At 71.3% G+C, this 15,038-nt stretch carries 13 protein-coding genes; 3 read left to right on the forward strand and 10 right to left on the reverse strand.

The window, feature by feature from the left end:
* The first annotated feature begins 35 nt into the window (after positions 1–35).
* On the forward strand, positions 36–248 hold the full coding sequence (locus IE317_RS09360; RefSeq protein WP_191308248.1) for a three-helix bundle dimerization domain-containing protein: 213 nt from the start codon (positions 36–38) through the stop codon (positions 246–248).
* Here the strand turns inward: IE317_RS09360 and IE317_RS09365 are convergent.
* From IE317_RS09365 to IE317_RS09380, 4 genes are all read right to left on the reverse strand, one after another.
* Positions 241–1,029 (reverse strand): hypothetical protein, encoded by a 789-nt coding sequence (locus tag IE317_RS09365; protein ID WP_229902589.1) that lies wholly within the window; start codon positions 1,027–1,029, stop codon positions 241–243. The genes IE317_RS09360 and IE317_RS09365 overlap by 8 nt on opposite strands.
* A complete protein-coding gene (locus tag IE317_RS09370) occupies positions 1,016–2,539 on the reverse strand; it encodes a vWA domain-containing protein (RefSeq protein ID WP_191308250.1) in 1,524 nt (507 codons plus the stop codon). The genes IE317_RS09365 and IE317_RS09370 overlap by 14 nt, the downstream gene beginning before the upstream one ends.
* The gene (locus IE317_RS09375; protein WP_191308253.1) at positions 2,536–3,768 is read right to left on the reverse strand and encodes a hypothetical protein; all 1,233 of its coding nucleotides are present in this window, start codon (positions 3,766–3,768) and stop codon (positions 2,536–2,538) included. Before IE317_RS09375 ends, IE317_RS09370 begins: the two co-directional genes overlap by 4 nt.
* Before the next feature lie 157 nt (positions 3,769–3,925).
* Positions 3,926–4,093 carry a hypothetical protein gene (locus tag IE317_RS09380; protein WP_191308511.1) on the reverse strand — a complete coding sequence of 56 codons (168 nt, stop codon included), beginning with the start codon at positions 4,091–4,093 and terminating at the stop codon, positions 3,926–3,928.
* Between the two features lie 254 nt (positions 4,094–4,347).
* Here IE317_RS09380 and IE317_RS09385 point away from each other — a divergent pair, with 254 nt between their 5' ends.
* Positions 4,348–7,155, forward strand: a complete 2,808-nt coding sequence (locus IE317_RS09385) for a helix-turn-helix transcriptional regulator (RefSeq protein ID WP_191308256.1) — start codon at positions 4,348–4,350, stop codon at positions 7,153–7,155.
* On the opposite strand, the gene IE317_RS09390 is transcribed toward IE317_RS09385, so the two are convergent.
* The 3 genes from IE317_RS09390 to IE317_RS09400 form a co-directional block, all read right to left on the reverse strand.
* The gene (locus IE317_RS09390) at positions 7,152–7,697 is read right to left on the reverse strand and encodes a DUF6328 family protein (protein WP_191308258.1); all 546 of its coding nucleotides are present in this window, start codon (positions 7,695–7,697) and stop codon (positions 7,152–7,154) included. The genes IE317_RS09385 and IE317_RS09390 overlap by 4 nt on opposite strands.
* Positions 7,698–7,954: 257 nt before the next feature.
* On the reverse strand, positions 7,955–9,148 hold the full coding sequence (locus tag IE317_RS09395; RefSeq protein ID WP_191308260.1) for an amidase: 1,194 nt from the start codon (positions 9,146–9,148) through the stop codon (positions 7,955–7,957).
* A 17-nt stretch (positions 9,149–9,165) separates the two neighbouring features.
* Complete coding sequence (locus IE317_RS09400; protein WP_191308262.1) at positions 9,166–10,563, reverse strand: cytosine permease; 1,398 nt, start codon at positions 10,561–10,563, stop codon at positions 9,166–9,168.
* A 114-nt stretch (positions 10,564–10,677) separates the two neighbouring features.
* On the opposite strand from IE317_RS09400, the gene IE317_RS09405 reads away from it, so the two are divergent.
* Positions 10,678–12,237 carry a PucR family transcriptional regulator gene (locus IE317_RS09405; protein WP_191308264.1) on the forward strand — a complete coding sequence of 520 codons (1,560 nt, stop codon included), beginning with the start codon at positions 10,678–10,680 and terminating at the stop codon, positions 12,235–12,237.
* Here IE317_RS09405 and IE317_RS09410 read toward each other — a convergent pair.
* The 3 genes from IE317_RS09410 to IE317_RS09420 are packed head-to-tail and all read right to left on the reverse strand — an operon-like array spanning position 12,228 to position 14,828.
* Complete coding sequence (locus tag IE317_RS09410; RefSeq protein ID WP_191308267.1) at positions 12,228–13,082, reverse strand: polysaccharide deacetylase family protein; 855 nt, start codon at positions 13,080–13,082, stop codon at positions 12,228–12,230. The two genes, IE317_RS09405 and IE317_RS09410, sit on opposite strands and share 10 nt — an antisense overlap.
* Positions 13,079–14,197, reverse strand: coding sequence for an oxidoreductase (locus tag IE317_RS09415; RefSeq protein WP_191308269.1), 1,119 nt, complete (start codon positions 14,195–14,197; stop codon positions 13,079–13,081). Before IE317_RS09415 ends, IE317_RS09410 begins: the two co-directional genes overlap by 4 nt.
* Positions 14,198–14,201: 4 nt before the next feature.
* Complete coding sequence (locus IE317_RS09420; protein WP_191308271.1) at positions 14,202–14,828, reverse strand: DUF1989 domain-containing protein; 627 nt, start codon at positions 14,826–14,828, stop codon at positions 14,202–14,204.
* Positions 14,829–15,038: the final 210 nt, after the last annotated feature.

Below are 15,038 nucleotides of genomic sequence, written 5' to 3' on the forward strand. Positions count from 1 at the left end.
TGTTGTCCGTACCACAGCCGACCGGAAGGTGAACGATGAGCACGTTGGACACGATGGCCTCCGAGCAGCTCGACACCCACCTCGCCCAGCTCGAAGACCGCTTGGGCCGCGACTACGCGAACGTCACCCGCACCCGGCTGCGCGCCATGATCGACCGAGAGCGCGCCCGGTTCGCCGGCGCCCGCATCCACGCCTTCGTCCCGATCCTCATCGAACGGGCGGTCCGGACCGCGCTGGCCGCTACTTGAAGATCGCGATGGGGTGCACGATGAGCTCCCCGCGGTGTGGGTCCCAGTCCTCGACGCGGCCGAGGCACTGGGCGTGGAAGGTGCCGTCGGGGACCTCGTCGGCGTCGCGGAACCCGCGGATGCCGCACCGGAAGCGCACCCGCGGCCCGGCGAGCGGGTCGGCCGGGTCGCCGTAGGCGGCGATGAAGGTCGTGTAGCCGGGTTCGTCGGAGCGGACCCGGCGGAACAGGCCCTTCATCGACACGAACGCGTCCATGCCGCGCAGCCGCGCCGTGCGCAGCCGCGTGCTGTCCGGCCCGTCGGCCCAGCCGAGCGCGGCGACCAGGGCCTTGTTCTGCACCAGTTCGCGCTTGACGAGGTCGACGTACACGATGTCGTCGCGCTTCTCCAGCACTTCCATCACCATGCCGATGACGGTGATCGGCTCGGCGCGTTCGATGTACCGGCTGAACACCTCTTCGGTCCTGTTCCGCTCCCCGGTCGCTTCTCCGGCCGGGAACCTGATCCTCCCGTTGATCGACCGGCCACGGTGGGAGCGCCTCTCGATTTCCTTCTCCAGCGCTTCGCTGTAGCGGTCCTGCTGGTACAACCCCATCACCGAGTTGTGGTGCAGGTAGAACGCGATCCCGCTGATCGGGCCGGTGCCCTGGCCGCGGTGTGCGCGACGCCAGTGCCGCACGAGGATCACGCCCGCGGCCAGCAGGAGCAGCAGCGTCAGGATCCAGACGCCCCACCAGATTCCCCAGGTGCTCCGGTAGAGGGAGCCGTCATCGGCAGCCACGGGTCTCCTTGAAAGCGTCGAGCAGGGACGTCGCCGTCGCGTCGGCCAGCCGGCCACCGGTCGCGGCGGCGACCCGGCCGAGTTCGGCCGCGTCCGCTTCGCCGAACCGCACGGCGTAGGTGTGCACTCCGGGCGGCGCGGGACGACGCAGGAACTCGTCGGCCCCCAGCCCCGCGTTGTTCTCACCGTCGGTCATCAGCACGATGGACACCGGTTCGGTCTTCGCGAACTCCGCTGCCTTGCCGTAGGCGTACGCCAGCGCCGACCAGACCGCCGTGGCGCTGTCGAACTCTTCGGTGTCGAGGAAGCCGCGCACGGCCGCGAGGTCGGCAGGCCCCTCGACGGCGAAGTCGCGCTCGGCGAGAACGCGGCCGCCGAAGCGGATCATCGTGATCTTCTCGCCACGGTAGAACCGCTCGAACTCCGCCTCGCCGGCCCCGGTCAGCGCGTCGAACGCGGTGCGCAGCGCGGTGATCCGGCCGCCCCGCATCGAGCCGGAGAAGTCGAGCACGAAGACGACGTGGCCGGGTGTGCGGCCCTGCGGGTCCGCATAGTAGGCGAGCAGCTTGTCCACAACGTCCTGGTCGTCGGGGAAGTACAGCGCGGTGCCGACGCTCTTCGGCAGACGCGGTTCGAGCGGCACGCCTTCGGTGGCCGGACGGCGGAGCGTGCGTTCCATGATCTTCCGCTGGGTTTCCGGGCGCTTCAGCCAGTCGGTGACCCGCTCGTACGCGCCGCGCTTGCCGGGGTCGAGCAGCAGCAGCGGGTACTCCGACTGCATGATCCCGTCCCGCGGGTAGATCAGTTCCAGCGGCGCGGTGAGCCTCCCGCTCGCGTTGAGCGAAAGCAGCGTGGACTCGTAGCCGATCACCGCGTCCACCTCGGTCTGGTGCGCGGCGAAGAGGTCGACCAGCGCGCCGGAGCTGGTCGCGGTGAGCGACTGCCCGGTTCGGAACCCCCGCAGCCGGTCGCAGACGACATCCTGCGGCCGCAGCGCGGCGCCGGTGCCCGCGGCCGCGGTGGCGACGCCGACCAGCGCCGACAGCCCGCTCGCCGACCGGGCCGGATCGGCCATGGCGAACCGCAGCGAGCCCGCCGCGGCGGCGTCGGCGAAGTCCGCCCAAGAGACGTCCGGGTGGCGGCTGCGCAGTGCGGCCGCGACCGCCGGCTTCACGCCGATGACGATGGGCGAGAGCATGATCCGCGTGGCGGCCGGGCGTTCGCCGGTGAAGCCGGACTTGCGCAGCTTGAGCTGGAAGTACCGGTCGGTGGACAGCCAGGCCAGGTCGTGGTGGTACTGCCCGGGGGTGAGCGCGGTCCCGGCGTCGACGGTGCCCTGCAGGTCGAGGTCCAACCGGATTCCGGTGTCCGCGCGCAGGTCGTCGAGGATCGGCCCGAGATCGGCGAGCTCGGAGCTGGCCAGCACGCTCAGCCGCTGCTCGCCCGGCCCGCCCGTGCACGCGGTCGCCGCCAGGACCGCGGCCAGCAGCATCGCGACGAGCCGCTTCACGGGCAGTCACCGACGGTCTTGATCATCTCTTCCAGGACCGGGTTCGCCGGCAGCGGCGTGGTGCTGTCGTTGTCCGCCTGCTGCGGGGTCGGCAGCCCCTGTTCGGTCAGGAAGCCGTACAGCCGCCCGCTCTTGTTGCTGCCCGCGGGAGTGGCGACGCCGAAGCCGAGTTCCATCGCCCGGCGTTGCAGATCCGGGTCGAAGGTGATCAGCTCGCCGAGCCGTTCCGCCTCCGGCCGCAGCGGCACGAACTGCGGTTTCGTCAGGATGTTGTCCTTCGGGTACAGCAGCACGTGGTCGAAGTCCGGGCGGCCGGTCGCGGCCTTGATCCGCAGCTGCTGTTCGAGGTACTGGTGCTCGTAGATCACCACGATCGGCTTGTCGCCCTCGGCGAGGTTCCAGTAAGACTCCGAAAGGTCGGCCGAGGCGAAGCCCTGCCGGTTCAACAGCGGCTTGACCCGGTTGGCCAGCTCGTGCGCGTTGCGCAGCGTCGCCGGGCCGGCCGGCTCGCCCGCCGGCGCCGGGTCCGCCAAGGGGACCTGCCTGCCGTTTTCCAGGTAGGCGATGAGTGCCAGGTAGGTCGCCCCGGAGTTGGAGTCGCAGACGTTCGAGGTTTGGGCGAGCACCAGGTTGCTGTTGTTCACCCCGTCGATGCCGAGCGAGTTCCAGGTGGCGCCGGCCTTCATGGCCTGCACGAGCTTCTCGGTGTCCAGGGTGTAGTAGAGCGGCTCACCGGCCCCAGGGGGCGCGGACGCGATGCCCTTGCGCAGCAGCGCTTCGGCGTAGGGGCGGTAGGTGGCGAGCACGATCGGGCTGGTGAACGGCTGCCGGATGGTGCCGCCCAGCTTGTCGGCCCGCGCCGTGCGGACGAGGCCGGCCGCGGGCTCGCCGGAGAGGAACGCGAAGTCGTACTTGTCGAGGTCGTGGATCGCGGTGTCCCGGGAGCCCGTGCGCGTGACGTGGACCCGGATGTGGTGACGCATCAGGAGTTCCTGGACCTGCGCGTCGGCGAAGAAGTCCGCCTTCGAGCCCATCTTTCCGGCCAGTTCCAGGGTCGGTTCGAACGGGACCAGGACGTTGCCCGACAGCAGGAGGGTGACCAGCCCGGCGATCGCCAGTCCCAGGACGGGGCCGAACGACCGCAGGAACCCGCGCCGCAGGAAGAAGGCCGAGGGCCGGGGCCGGACGGTGAGGTGCGGCTCTTCGAGGGTGGGACTCTCGGTCGTCACCGAATCAGACCTCCGGAGGGATTCCGCCGCAAGAAGCGGACGTTTCGCCCGGGAAGTCTATCGAGCCGGTTCGTTCGTTACAGGCAATTCTCCGCAACAACGGAACGGCCGCGGCGGGAATGGTCTTCCAGCCACGGCCGCAGGACCGTCAGAGCCCTTAGTTGTAGCCCATTTCATCGGGCGACACGCCGTTGTAGCCCATCTCGGCGAGGACGGCGGCCGGCGCCGCACTCTCGGCGGCGACGGCGAAGGTCGCGGAAGTTCCCAGGACACCAGCCGCGAAGAGGGTCAACGCGACCGCGGCGACCGCTCGGCGAACCGACATCATTCCTCCGGTGGACAATCGGGGCGAAACTGACTTCCGTGCCAGGCAGACGCTCCCAGGTCCGGCACAACCGGCCGACAACGGATGGTTAAGGACCCGCCAACGCCAGGCGGCCAAATCATGCCCGAGCGGGTTTCCGAACAATGAGCGAACTACAACTTTCAAGAATGAGAACAGCGGGTTTCCGACCCGTCGTGCAGCAATGTTTAGTACACCTCTTGTTCAGCAACTGTTCGTCTTCTATTATCGAGTGTGTGCAACCGCTCACGGACGGTGTCGACCTCCTGATCGGCCGGGACGGTGAGCTGTCCCGGCTGGTGGGCTGGGTGCACGACGTCACCGCCGGTCGCGGGCGGGCGGTCCTGGTGGACGGCGAGCCGGGCATCGGCAAGTCCACCCTCGTCCGGGCCGCGTGCGCGGTCGCCACCCGGTCCGGGTGCCAGGTCTTCCGCGGCGCCGGCGACGAACTGGGGCAGGCGCTGCCCCTGCTCCCCCTGCTGGACGCGCTGCGGATCACCGGGTCCGCACCGGATCCCCGGCGAGGAGCCATTGCCGGGCTCCTGCGTGGCGACACCGGGCGGGGCAAGGGAGCGGATCTCGCCGCGGCGGCCGCCGAGCAGCTGCTGGTCCTCGTCGACGAGCTCTGCCAAGGCGGCCCGGTGGTGCTGGTGGTCGACGAGCTGCAGTGGGCCGACCGCGCGACCGTGGCGGTGTGGGGCAGGCTCGCCCGCTCGGTCCGGCAGCTGCCCTTGCTCCTGATCGGTGTGCTGCGCCCGGTGCCCCGCCGCGACGACCTGCGCGCGCTGCGGCGGATCGTCGGTCCCGCCGACCGGCTGCGCGTCGGCCGGCTCACCGAACCGGCCGCGCTCGAGCTGGTGGCGAAGCTGGCCGGCGGCAAGCCGGGCGAGCGGCTGGAGGGGCTGGCCGACGGCGCCGCGGGAAACCCCCTGTACCTCACCGAATTGCTCGACGCGCTGACGCGGAGCGCGTGCCTGGCCGTCGACGACGCGGGGATCGCGGAGCTGACCGGCGGTCCCACCCCCGACTCGCTGCCGGAGGCGATCGCCGATCGGCTGGACTTCCTGTCGGAGCAGACGCGGGCCGTGCTGCGGGCGGCCGCGTTGCTCGGCGTGGGGTTCTCGGTCCCAGACCTGACGGTCGTGGCCGACGCCGAGCTGGCCGTTCTCGTCTCCGCGCTCGACGAGGCACGGGCCGCCGGGGTGCTGGCGGCGTCCGGCGACGACCTGGCGTTCCGGCATCCTCTGATCCGCCAGGCCCTGTACGACGAGCTGCCCGCCGGGGTCCGGGTCGTTTGGCACCGCGCCGCCGCGCGGGCCCTGGCCGATGCCGGTGCGCCGGTCGAGCGGGTCGCCCGGCAGCTGCTGCCAACGGTGTCCGCCGGAGACGCCGTCGAACCGGTCCCGCGCTGGGTCGTGGACTGGCTGCTCGGCGCCGCCACCCCGCTGATCGGCCAGGCGCCCGAGGTCGCTGTCACGCTCCTGCGTCGCGCGGTACAGGGCGGCGACGCGACGGCCGGAGCGCTCGGCTGCCGGCTGGCCGAGGCGCTCTACCGGGTCGGCGACTTCGCCGAAGCCGAACGCGTCGCCGACCGCACCCTGCCGCGGGCCGCCGACCCGGAACTGCGCGTCGACCTGCACACGACGGTGACGCAGTGCCGGGCGATGACCGGCCGCTCCGCCGAATCCCTCGCCGCACTGAGCCAGGCCGCGGCCGCACCGGACCTGTCTGCCCGGCATCGGGCCCGGCTGCTCGTGCTCACCGCCCGGACGCACCGCGACCTCGGCGAAGTCGACACCGCCGCGCGGGTCGCCACCGCCGCCCTGGCCGAAGCCGGCGACGACCGCTGGGCGACCGGGTGGGCCCTGCACGTGCTGAGCCTGGTGGCGATGATGCGCGGCGAGTGGACCGCAGCACTGCCGCTGTTCGAGCGCGCGATGGCCACCGCGTCGGACGATCCCACTCTCACCGACCTCGGCCTGCTGCTGCGGATCAACCAGGCCGTCACCTTCGGCGCGCTCGACCGCTACCCGGACGCGCTCGCCGCCGCCGAGCGGGCCCGCGAACTGGCGGACCGCGCGGGCAGCGTCGTGCGGCTGACCCAGGCGCAGAGCGCGCTCGGGCAGCTGCTGCTGGGCAGCGGGCGGTGGGACGACGCCGTGGCGGAGGTCGACGTCGTCCCGGACGAGCTCAAGGATCCGAGCGTGGCGTGCTGCGACCACGGCGTCGCTGCGATCATCCACTTCCACCGCGGCGAAACGGCCGCGGCGCAGGGACACCTGGACGCGGCGGCACCGTGCGCGGACCGGATCGGTGGCCGGGTCGTGGAGTCACTGGTCCTGGCGCGCAGCCTCGCCTTCGAGCAGGCAGGCGAGCCGGACCGGGCGCTCGCCGCGTTGACCGCCGCGCTCGCGAGCGAAGACGAAGGAGAGGGCCTGCTCGGTGACGCCGTCCGGCTGGCCGTGGAAACCGGTGACACCGCCACCGCGGCCGCGGTCGGCGCCAGGATCCGTGCGATCACGGCCGGGGCGGACGTCCCGCACCGCCGGGCACTGGGCCTTTACAGCCAGGGCATGACCGAGCGAGAGGCGGCGACCCTGCTGCGCGCCGCCGACGGCTACCGCGAGGCGGGCCGTCCTCTCCCCCGCGCCAAGGCGCTGGAAGCCGCCGCGATCGCGTTCGCCGAGGCCGGTGACCGCGGCTCGGCGCGGGCCGCCTTCACCCGCACGCTGGACCTGTACGGCAGCCTGGGCGCGCACTGGGACGTGGCGCGGCTGCGCGCCCGCTTCCGGACGTTCGGCATCCGGCGTGGCCCGACGGTGAAGCACCGCCAGGCCACGCACGGCTGGGAAAGCCTGACGCCGACCGAGACCAAGATCGCCGGCCTCGTGGTGGAGGGGCTGTCGAACCCGCAGATCGCGACCCGGTTGTTCCTGTCGCCGCGCACGGTGGCCACCCACGTCTCGCACATCCTGGCCAAGCTCGGCGTGCACTCCCGCATCGACATCGCTCGCGAAGCGAGCAGGAATTCGGCGTCGGGCTAGCGGTCTCCGGAGTGGCGCATCCGGCTCCACAGCGGGAAAGCGAACCACCACAGCGCGAACCAGCCCAGCGCGCCGGTGGTGAACCACGCGGCGTGCGCGGGCCCGAGGGTGACGCTGAGGATCAGCAGGAGCGCGGAGCCGATGGAGAGCATGAGCAGGGTCAGCCCGCACAACGCGAACCGGCTGGACGCGAGCACCAGCTGCCGCTTGAGCCGCCGTTGGTAGACGAGCCGGTGAAAGGCGGCCGGCGCGATCAGCAGTGCGGTGGCGGCGGCCCCGAGCACCAGCGCGGCCACGTAGACGCGCCGCTCGAACTCGGTCAGCGTCGCGAAGCGCGGGGTGAAGGCGACGGTGAGCAGGAAGGCGAGCAGCAGCTGCACACCGGTCTGCGCCACCCGCACTTCCTGCAGGATCTCGGCGTAGTTGCGGTCCAGCCGCTGCGTCGGCGTCTCGCGACGCACCGCGAAGTTCCACTGGTCGTGGGCGTCGGGCGGCTCGGCCGGCCGGCCGGCGGGGGTCTTGTCGATCTCGTTCACCGTCATGCAGCCACGATCTCGTGACCGCCGGATCAAGACATCGGTCGATCAAAGTATGCGGGAAGCGACGGCCCCCGCCCGGGTGCCGGGCGGGGCCACGCCGCCGGTCGGCGCCGATCCGGGGTGCCCGCGACCGGGCCGAGCTCACCGCGCAACGACGCGGTCATCGGGCCGGTACCGTCACGATCCATCGCCGAGGCGCTCCCACCGTCCGATCCGGCGCCTGCGCGGCGGTCGGCGGCGACCCGCCTGGTCTCCGCTTCTCAGGTCCCGGTGAGCAGCCGGGCCGCGCGCAGTACCGAGTGGTCCTGCCCGGAGCAGCTCGAGAGCTGGACGCTCGCCGGCTGCTCGCCGGTACCGGTGGGAATGACCAGGCTCGGCGCGTCGAGGTAGCTCAGCACCATGGTCATGGTCAAAGCACGCCCGTTCCGTTCGTCGTGCGTCTGCGGTGACGTGCGGACGTCCTCGTACGCGGGAGCGTCGATCTCGACCGCCGGGCTCAGCAGCAGCGCCTCCCCCAGTTCCCGGCGGAACTGACGCCGTAGCGACGGCATGGCCTGGTAGAGCACGTCGGCAGAGCCCGCGCGCAGACGGGAACGCGCTCGCTCGAGGCGGCGCCGCGCCGCAGGTCCGAGCAGGTCCGGTTGCTCCAGATACGCCCCGAACGCCGCGAACGCCTCCGCTTCCACGATGTGCACGTGACGCTGGTGAAGCCCGCGCGCCGCGTCGAGGGAGTCGATCTTCCGCTCGGCGATCCGGTGCCCTGCCGCGCGCAGCCGGGACACGTCGGCGTGGAACCGTTCCAGGACATCCGGGTCACAGCTCGCGAGGTATGCCTCGTGCGGGACCACGTACGTCGGGGCCCGCACATCCCCCACCGGAGGCGGAACGTCCGCGAGGACCCGGTCGACGGTCTCGACGTACTCGAGACTGTCCGCGATGAGACCGACCGTGTCGAGCGTGGGTGCGAGCGCGGTCATCCCGGCGCTCGGGTACCGCCCCCAGCTGGGGCGGAACCCGAACAGGCCGGTCCACGCCGCCGGGATCCGCGCGGACCCGGACGTGTCGCTCCCGAGCGCGAACGGGACGACGCCGGCGCGGACGGCCGCGGCCGACCCCGACGACGACCCGCCGACGACATGGTCACGGCCGGCGCGGCACAGCGTCGGCGTGCCGAACCCTTCGTTCACCCCGAGCCCGGAGAACGCCAGCTCGCTCATGGTGGTCTTGCCGATCAGGACGGCCCCGGCGGCGGTGACGCGCCGCACCGCTTCCGCGTCCTCGCGTGCGGGCGGCCGGTGGTCGAACACATGCGACGCCGCCGTGGTGCGCGTCCCACGCACGTCGAAGATGTCCTTCACCGCGAACGGCACGCCGCCGAGCGGCCCGGCGGCTTCCTCGTTCCGCGCGGCGGGCATGAGCTGAAGGAACGTGTCCGGTGTCCGTCGCGCCACCATCAGCGCCTCCTCCGGGGTCACCGGTCGGCCTCGATCGCCCGCGCTTCCGGCGAACGCGTCTTCTGCAACAGGTAATACAGCCCGCCGGCGACCAGCGAGCCGGACAGCCACGAGAAGTCCGTGTGGTTCATCGCGGTCGCCAGCGGCCCCTGCATCACCGGCGTGAGCCCGTACTGCCACGTCCACGCGGCGAACACACCCAGCCCGAGGCTCAGCAGCCCGCGCCAGTTCACCGCGGCGGTACCGGTGTAGAGCGATGAGACGTCCAGCCGGCCGCGACGCAGCACGAAGTAGTCGATCAGCACGATGGCCGCCCACGGGCTGATCCAGATGAGGATAAAAGTCATCCAGTTGTCGAAGGCGTGCGCGAAGCTCTCCGCCTCCATCAAGGTCAGCAGGACCACCGACGCGACCACGCCCGCGAAGAGGGTGAGCTTCCACCGCGCGACCTTCACGCCGACGGTCAGCGCGGCCAGTGAGGACGAATAGAGGTTGAGGATGTTCGTCGCGATGGGTCCGTGCATGATCAACAGCAGCACCGGCAACGCCATCGAGCCGAACGCGCTCACCACAAGCGCCGACGGATCACTGCTCCCGCCCGCGCTGGCCAGGCACGCGCCCAGCGCCGCGAGCCACACGGTCGGCAGGTACATGCCCAGCGCCGAGGCCCAGAACACCGAACGCGAGGAGGCGCCACGACGGACGAACCGGCTGTAGTCCGCGGAGTAGGGCACCCACGTGACACCCCAGCCCACCCCGATCGCGGTGAGCAGCTGGGTCACGGCGGTGACCTTGTCCGGCACGGAGGCCGCGGTCGACGACGTCCAGTCCACCTTCGCCCGGCTGAGCGCGAGCGTCGTCATCACCACCATCACCAGGACCGTGACCGGCACGGTGTACTTCTCGAACGTGCGGATGGCGTAGAAGCCGTACAGCGCCAGCCACAGCTGCACCGCCATGATCACGCCGGCGACGATGTAACGCAGCCACGGTCCGCCCTCGATGCCGAGCTGTCGCAACGCTGCCAGCATGAGGTCCAGCACCACCCACGTGTTGACGCCCACCCACGCCATCGCCAGCAACCCCTGGACGACACCGGGCACCTTGGCGCCACGGCGGCCGAAGGAGGCACGACCGAGCACCATCTGGTTCACGCCGGTGCGATGGCCCATCACGTTGCACAGGCCGAAGACCGCGCATCCGGCCAGGTTGCCGAGGGCCACCACCGCCAGCGTCTCGACCAGGCTCAGCCCGAGGGTGACACCGAGCGCGCCGAGCACCCAGTTGATCGGCGCGATGTTGGCGCCGGACCAGATCCAGAACTGCTCCCACGGCGTGGAGTCACGCCCGTGGTCGGGGATCGGCTCTATTCCGTGCGCGTCGAAACGCACACTGTCCGCCGTGTCCTGCGCCATCGCTACCTCCTGGGGGCCGCCGGGTGACTGGCCTCACCGAAGCACCCAGGACCCCACCGTGACCAGTAGAGGAAACTCCAGCTTGTGGCCGGATCACTGTATTAAGCTCACAACGTGTTCACGCTCCGATCGTTGGTAGACAACGCCGATCTCGACCTGCACCTGCTCGTGGAGGGCCGGCCCGGGGCGCTCGACGAGGCTGTCGTGTGGGTGCACAACACCGAACTTCCCGATCCGTCGCCGTACCTCGGCGAGCGGGAGCTGGTGCTCACGAACGGCATGTGGCTCGAGCACGCCGAGGCGGCGGAGTTCGTCGGCAACGTGGTGCACGCGGGTGCCGCCGGGATCGTGTTCGGCCTGCGTCGGCAGATGCCGCGGACGCCGCGGGCGATGATCGACGCGTGCGCCGCGGCCGCGCTGCCTCTGGTGGAGATCGGCGCGGGAGTGCCGTTCACGGCGGTGACGCGAGCGGCCGCCGGCCACTACGCCGCGATGCGTCAGTCCAGCCTGCTCGGCATGGTGCGACGCGGCGACGCACTGGCGACCGCGCTGTCACAGGGAGCAGGGGCCTCCGGGGTGCTGGAGGTGCTGCGCCGCGACTACGACGTACCGCTGGCCGTGGTCGACCGGGCCGGACGGTCGGTGGCCTCGGCCGGAGCGGACCTGACGGCGGAGCAGCGCGCCGCCGTGGCCGAACGCCTCGGTGACCACCCACCGCCGCTGGAGATCGACCTCGGGGACGAGGAAGTGGCGAGTGTCTTCCTCGTCGGCGCGATCGGGGACCTCGACGCGGCGCTGCTGTGCCTGCGTCGCCTGCGAGATCTCGGCGACGGGGAGCGCGCCGCGCTGGAGCAAGCCGCCCGGTTCCTCAGCTTGGAAACGGCCAAGCAGCAGGCGGTGCACGCGATCGAGCTGCGGTTCGCCAGTGAGCTGCTGGACATGATCCTCTCCGGTCCGCAGCGCAGCGGTGAGGTGCCGGGCAGGCTCCGCGCGTTCGGCGTCGATCCCAGCGGCTCGCTCGCGGTGGTGGCCCTGGCCTTCACGGGCGCCGGGGCGCCGACCCTGCCTGGCCTGACGGAGGCGGTCATGGAGTTCTTCCTGGCCGAGAACTCTCCGGCGGCGGTGGCCGGGGGTACCGGGGACGTCGTCGCGGTGGTGCCGTGGCGGCGGCCCGATACCGACCTCCACGACCTCGCCACCCGGCTGGCAGGCGCCGTCGGCACACGGTTCCCCGGCCGCGCCGCGGTGGTCGGTATCGGTGGGAGCGCCGAGAACGCCGCCGGACTCAAGCAGCCGTTGGTGCGCTCGCGGGAGGCTTGCCACGTCCTTCGGCGCCGGGGTGGTCCCCCGGTCGCGACGTTCGCCGAACTGGGCACGCACCGCCTGCTGCTCGGCTTGCACGACGCCGACACGTTGCGGAACTTCGCCGACGTGGTGCTGGGCCCGCTGCGGGAGCACGACGCCCAGCGCGGCAGCGAGCTGGTCCGCACCATCCGGACGTTCCTCGAACACGGCGGGCACTGGACGGCGACGGCCGAGGCCATGTTCGTCCACGTCAACACACTGCGGAACCGGCTCGTCAAGATCACCGAGCTGACCGGCCGGGACGTGGCCCGCACCGAGGACCGGGTCGACCTCTACCTCGCGCTCGAAGCAGCCGAGTTCTACGGGTAGACCGGTGGTTTCGGCACCGGCCGGGCGGTGAGCGCCGGGTCGGCGAGCACGGCGTCCGCGAGGTCGCGGCAACGCAGGAACGTGACGTCGCCGCACTCCAAGGCGTATTCCACGAGCCTGCGCAGCGCCATGATCCGGCCCGGCCGCCCGGACAGGAACGGGTGGCAGCAGAGGTTGAACAGGCAGCCGTAGTGCCGCATCCCGTCCAGCTCGGCACGCCACAGCTCCAGGACCTTCGCCGGCGACTCGATCACCGAGCCGATGTGCGGTTCCGGCAGGAAGGCGTACTGCTCCCAGTCGTCCAGCGACCAGTGCACGGGCAGTTCGGCGATCTCGCCACCGGCAGTCGCGATCCGGTACGGGCGGTCGTCGGCCATCAGCGAGGAGTCGTAGGACAGGCCGTGCTCGGCGACCAGTTCCGGGGTCTGCCACCGCGCGCCCCACAGCGCCGCGCGGTGACCCCGGATCTCGATCCTCTGCGCGGCGAAGACCTCCATCGCCTTGGCGAAGTCGTCGCGTTCCTCCTGCTCGCTCATCGAAGTCGGGGCACGGTGGGCGTAGGAGTGGTGGGCGACCTCGTGACCACGTTCCACGATGGAAGCCGCGAGCCCCGGGCGGTTCCGCGCCACCCAGCCCGGAACGAAGAACGTCGCCGGGACACCCAGCTCGTCGAGCATGTCCAGGATGCGCGGCACGCCGACGTCCGGCCCGTAGGACTGGTGCGACATGGTCATCTGGTGCCCGGCGTAGTGCGCCCCCGCCGCCAGTATCGGGGTTTCCGCGTCCACGTCGAACGTGAGGGTGGCGACCGCGGCGCCGCCACCCAGCCACGAACCGGCGGTCATCCTCGTTCGCCCGCTCGCCGGCGGCGCGCGTTGTCCAGCGTGACCGTCGGGTCGAGCATGCCGTGGTCGAACCGGTCCAGCTCGACCCCCTTGGCCACCCGGTGCGGCAGGTCCGGGTTGGCCAGCGCAGCCCTCGCGATCGACAGCAAGTCCCCATGCCCCTCATCCAGCACTCGCTCGGCGAGCACCACGTTGTGCATGCCACCGTTGACGATCACGGGCAGACCGGTGACCTCGCGGGCGACGCTGGTGAGAGTACGCCCGCTCGCGAGCCGCGCGGTATCGAGCCAGTTGCGCCCCTCGCTCGCGATGTGCAGGTAATCCGCCCCCGCCGCGGCCAGTGCCGTGTAGGCGGTCTCGGCGTCGCGTTCCCCGCCCGGCCAGCGGTAGGTGAAGTCGTTGACCTTCGTCTGTGACAGCCGGACGCCGACCACGAACTCCGGCGGCACCACGGCCTTGATCGCCCGCGTGACGTCGGCGGTCAACCTGATCCGGTTGGCCATCGGCCCGCCGTAGGAGTCCGTGCGCTTGTTGGTGTAGTCGGTGATGAACTGATCGAGCAAGTATCCGTTGGCCGCGTGCACTTCGACCCCGTCGAAGCCGGCGGTGACCGCGTTGCCCGCCGCGGCCGCGAAACCGTCGATGACGTCTTCGATGTCCTGTGCGGACATCTCCCTGGGCACCGGCCACGGGCCGCTCCCGCCGTATTCGGGCATCATCTCGCCACGCGGCTGGACCGCGGACGGCCCGATCCGCTCGCTCGTGTACCGGTTGCCCTGCGACAGCGCGCCCGCGTGCATGAGCTGGGCGATCACCACTCCGCCTGCCGCGTGCACGGCGCCGGTGACCGCGCGCCACGCCTCGACGTGCTCGGCGCAGGCCAGACCGGGCTGATTGAGGTAGCCCTGGCTGTACGCGGCGTCGGGGTAGACGCCCTCGGTGATCACCAGGGGGAACCCGCCGGCGGCGAACTCGGCGTAGTAGTCGGCCATGTCTGCGGTGGGCACGCCCTCCGGGGAGGCGGAGACGCGGGTCATCGGTGCGACGGCATACCGCGAGGAGAGCTCGTGCTTCCCCAGGCGGACCGGGGTGAGTGCGGGGTGGGTCGTGCTCATCGAGCTACCTTTCGTCGGAGTCGGTTCGGTGGACCTCGATGACCAGCGGGCCGGGTTCGTGCCCGTTGATGCCGACGAGGTCCTGTGGGCACGCGGACACGACGACGACACAGTCCAGCTCCGCGCGGAAGGACACGGTGGCGCCGGGAGCGGCGGGCGACGACCGCCACTCGAGATCGCCGCCGGCGTTCGGGGTGATGTCCATGAACAGGTTCACCGGCTGCGGCACCGTCGTGATCTCGATGTCCAGTCCGCGCAAGGCGGTCACGAGGTTTTCCGCGCACGACGCGTGCTCGCCGTGGTGGCCCAGGTTCCGGTAGCGGGCCGGGTCGCAGGCGGGGATCAGCATGTCGTGGCGGCCCGGCGAGGTGTCCTCGACCAGGGTCAGGACGGGTCGTCTGCGTGTGGTGACGAACTGTTCGCGCACGTGCGGGAACAGCCGGTCGACGTGGCCGCGGGTGTGCGCGGCGCTCAGGTGCTCCGCGGCGTCGGCCGAGACGAACGCGAAGAGGTCGCCCACCTGAGCCCCTTCGGGTGTGCTGACGCGCACGAGGTCCCCGGCGCCGACTCGAACGGCCCGGCCCTCTCTGGCGGGCACGTCCACCCGCGTGATCACCGAGGTCGGTTTCATGAGGCCAGTCCATCACCCCGGGTTGCGGGGCGGCCATGGCGGATCACCCAGCGATCGTGGTTGAAACTGGATGATTCGCCAGGTGGTACGCCGCGCGCCGTGCACGCCAGCCTTGCCGCCCGGGCACTGGAACTGTCTCCGCGCTCGGCGGATCCATGTCGATGTCGGGCCGCCGACTTCGGCCCTGACCGCCACCGATCTCGACACCGC

The sequence above is a fragment of the Amycolatopsis bullii genome (assembly GCF_014654205.1).
In the GTDB taxonomy this organism is placed as follows: Bacteria; Actinomycetota; Actinomycetes; order Mycobacteriales; family Pseudonocardiaceae; genus Amycolatopsis; species Amycolatopsis plumensis.

What these genes read in the sequence shown, in the direction of transcription:
- IE317_RS09360 (WP_191308248.1), top strand. Translation starts at nt 36, where the DNA reads ATGAGCACGTTGGACACGATGGCCTCCGAGCAGCTCGACACCCACCTC.
- IE317_RS09395 (WP_191308260.1), bottom strand. Translation starts at nt 9,148, where the DNA reads ATGGTGGCGCGACGGACACCGGACACGTTCCTTCAGCTCATGCCCGCC.
- IE317_RS09400 (WP_191308262.1), bottom strand. Translation starts at nt 10,563, where the DNA reads ATGGCGCAGGACACGGCGGACAGTGTGCGTTTCGACGCGCACGGAATA.
- IE317_RS09415 (WP_191308269.1), bottom strand. Translation starts at nt 14,197, where the DNA reads ATGAGCACGACCCACCCCGCACTCACCCCGGTCCGCCTGGGGAAGCAC.
- IE317_RS09410 (WP_191308267.1), bottom strand. Translation starts at nt 13,082, where the DNA reads ATGACCGCCGGTTCGTGGCTGGGTGGCGGCGCCGCGGTCGCCACCCTC.
- IE317_RS09380 (WP_191308511.1), bottom strand. Translation starts at nt 4,093, where the DNA reads ATGTCGGTTCGCCGAGCGGTCGCCGCGGTCGCGTTGACCCTCTTCGCG.
- IE317_RS09420 (WP_191308271.1), bottom strand. Translation starts at nt 14,828, where the DNA reads ATGAAACCGACCTCGGTGATCACGCGGGTGGACGTGCCCGCCAGAGAG.
- IE317_RS09390 (WP_191308258.1), bottom strand. Translation starts at nt 7,697, where the DNA reads ATGACGGTGAACGAGATCGACAAGACCCCCGCCGGCCGGCCGGCCGAG.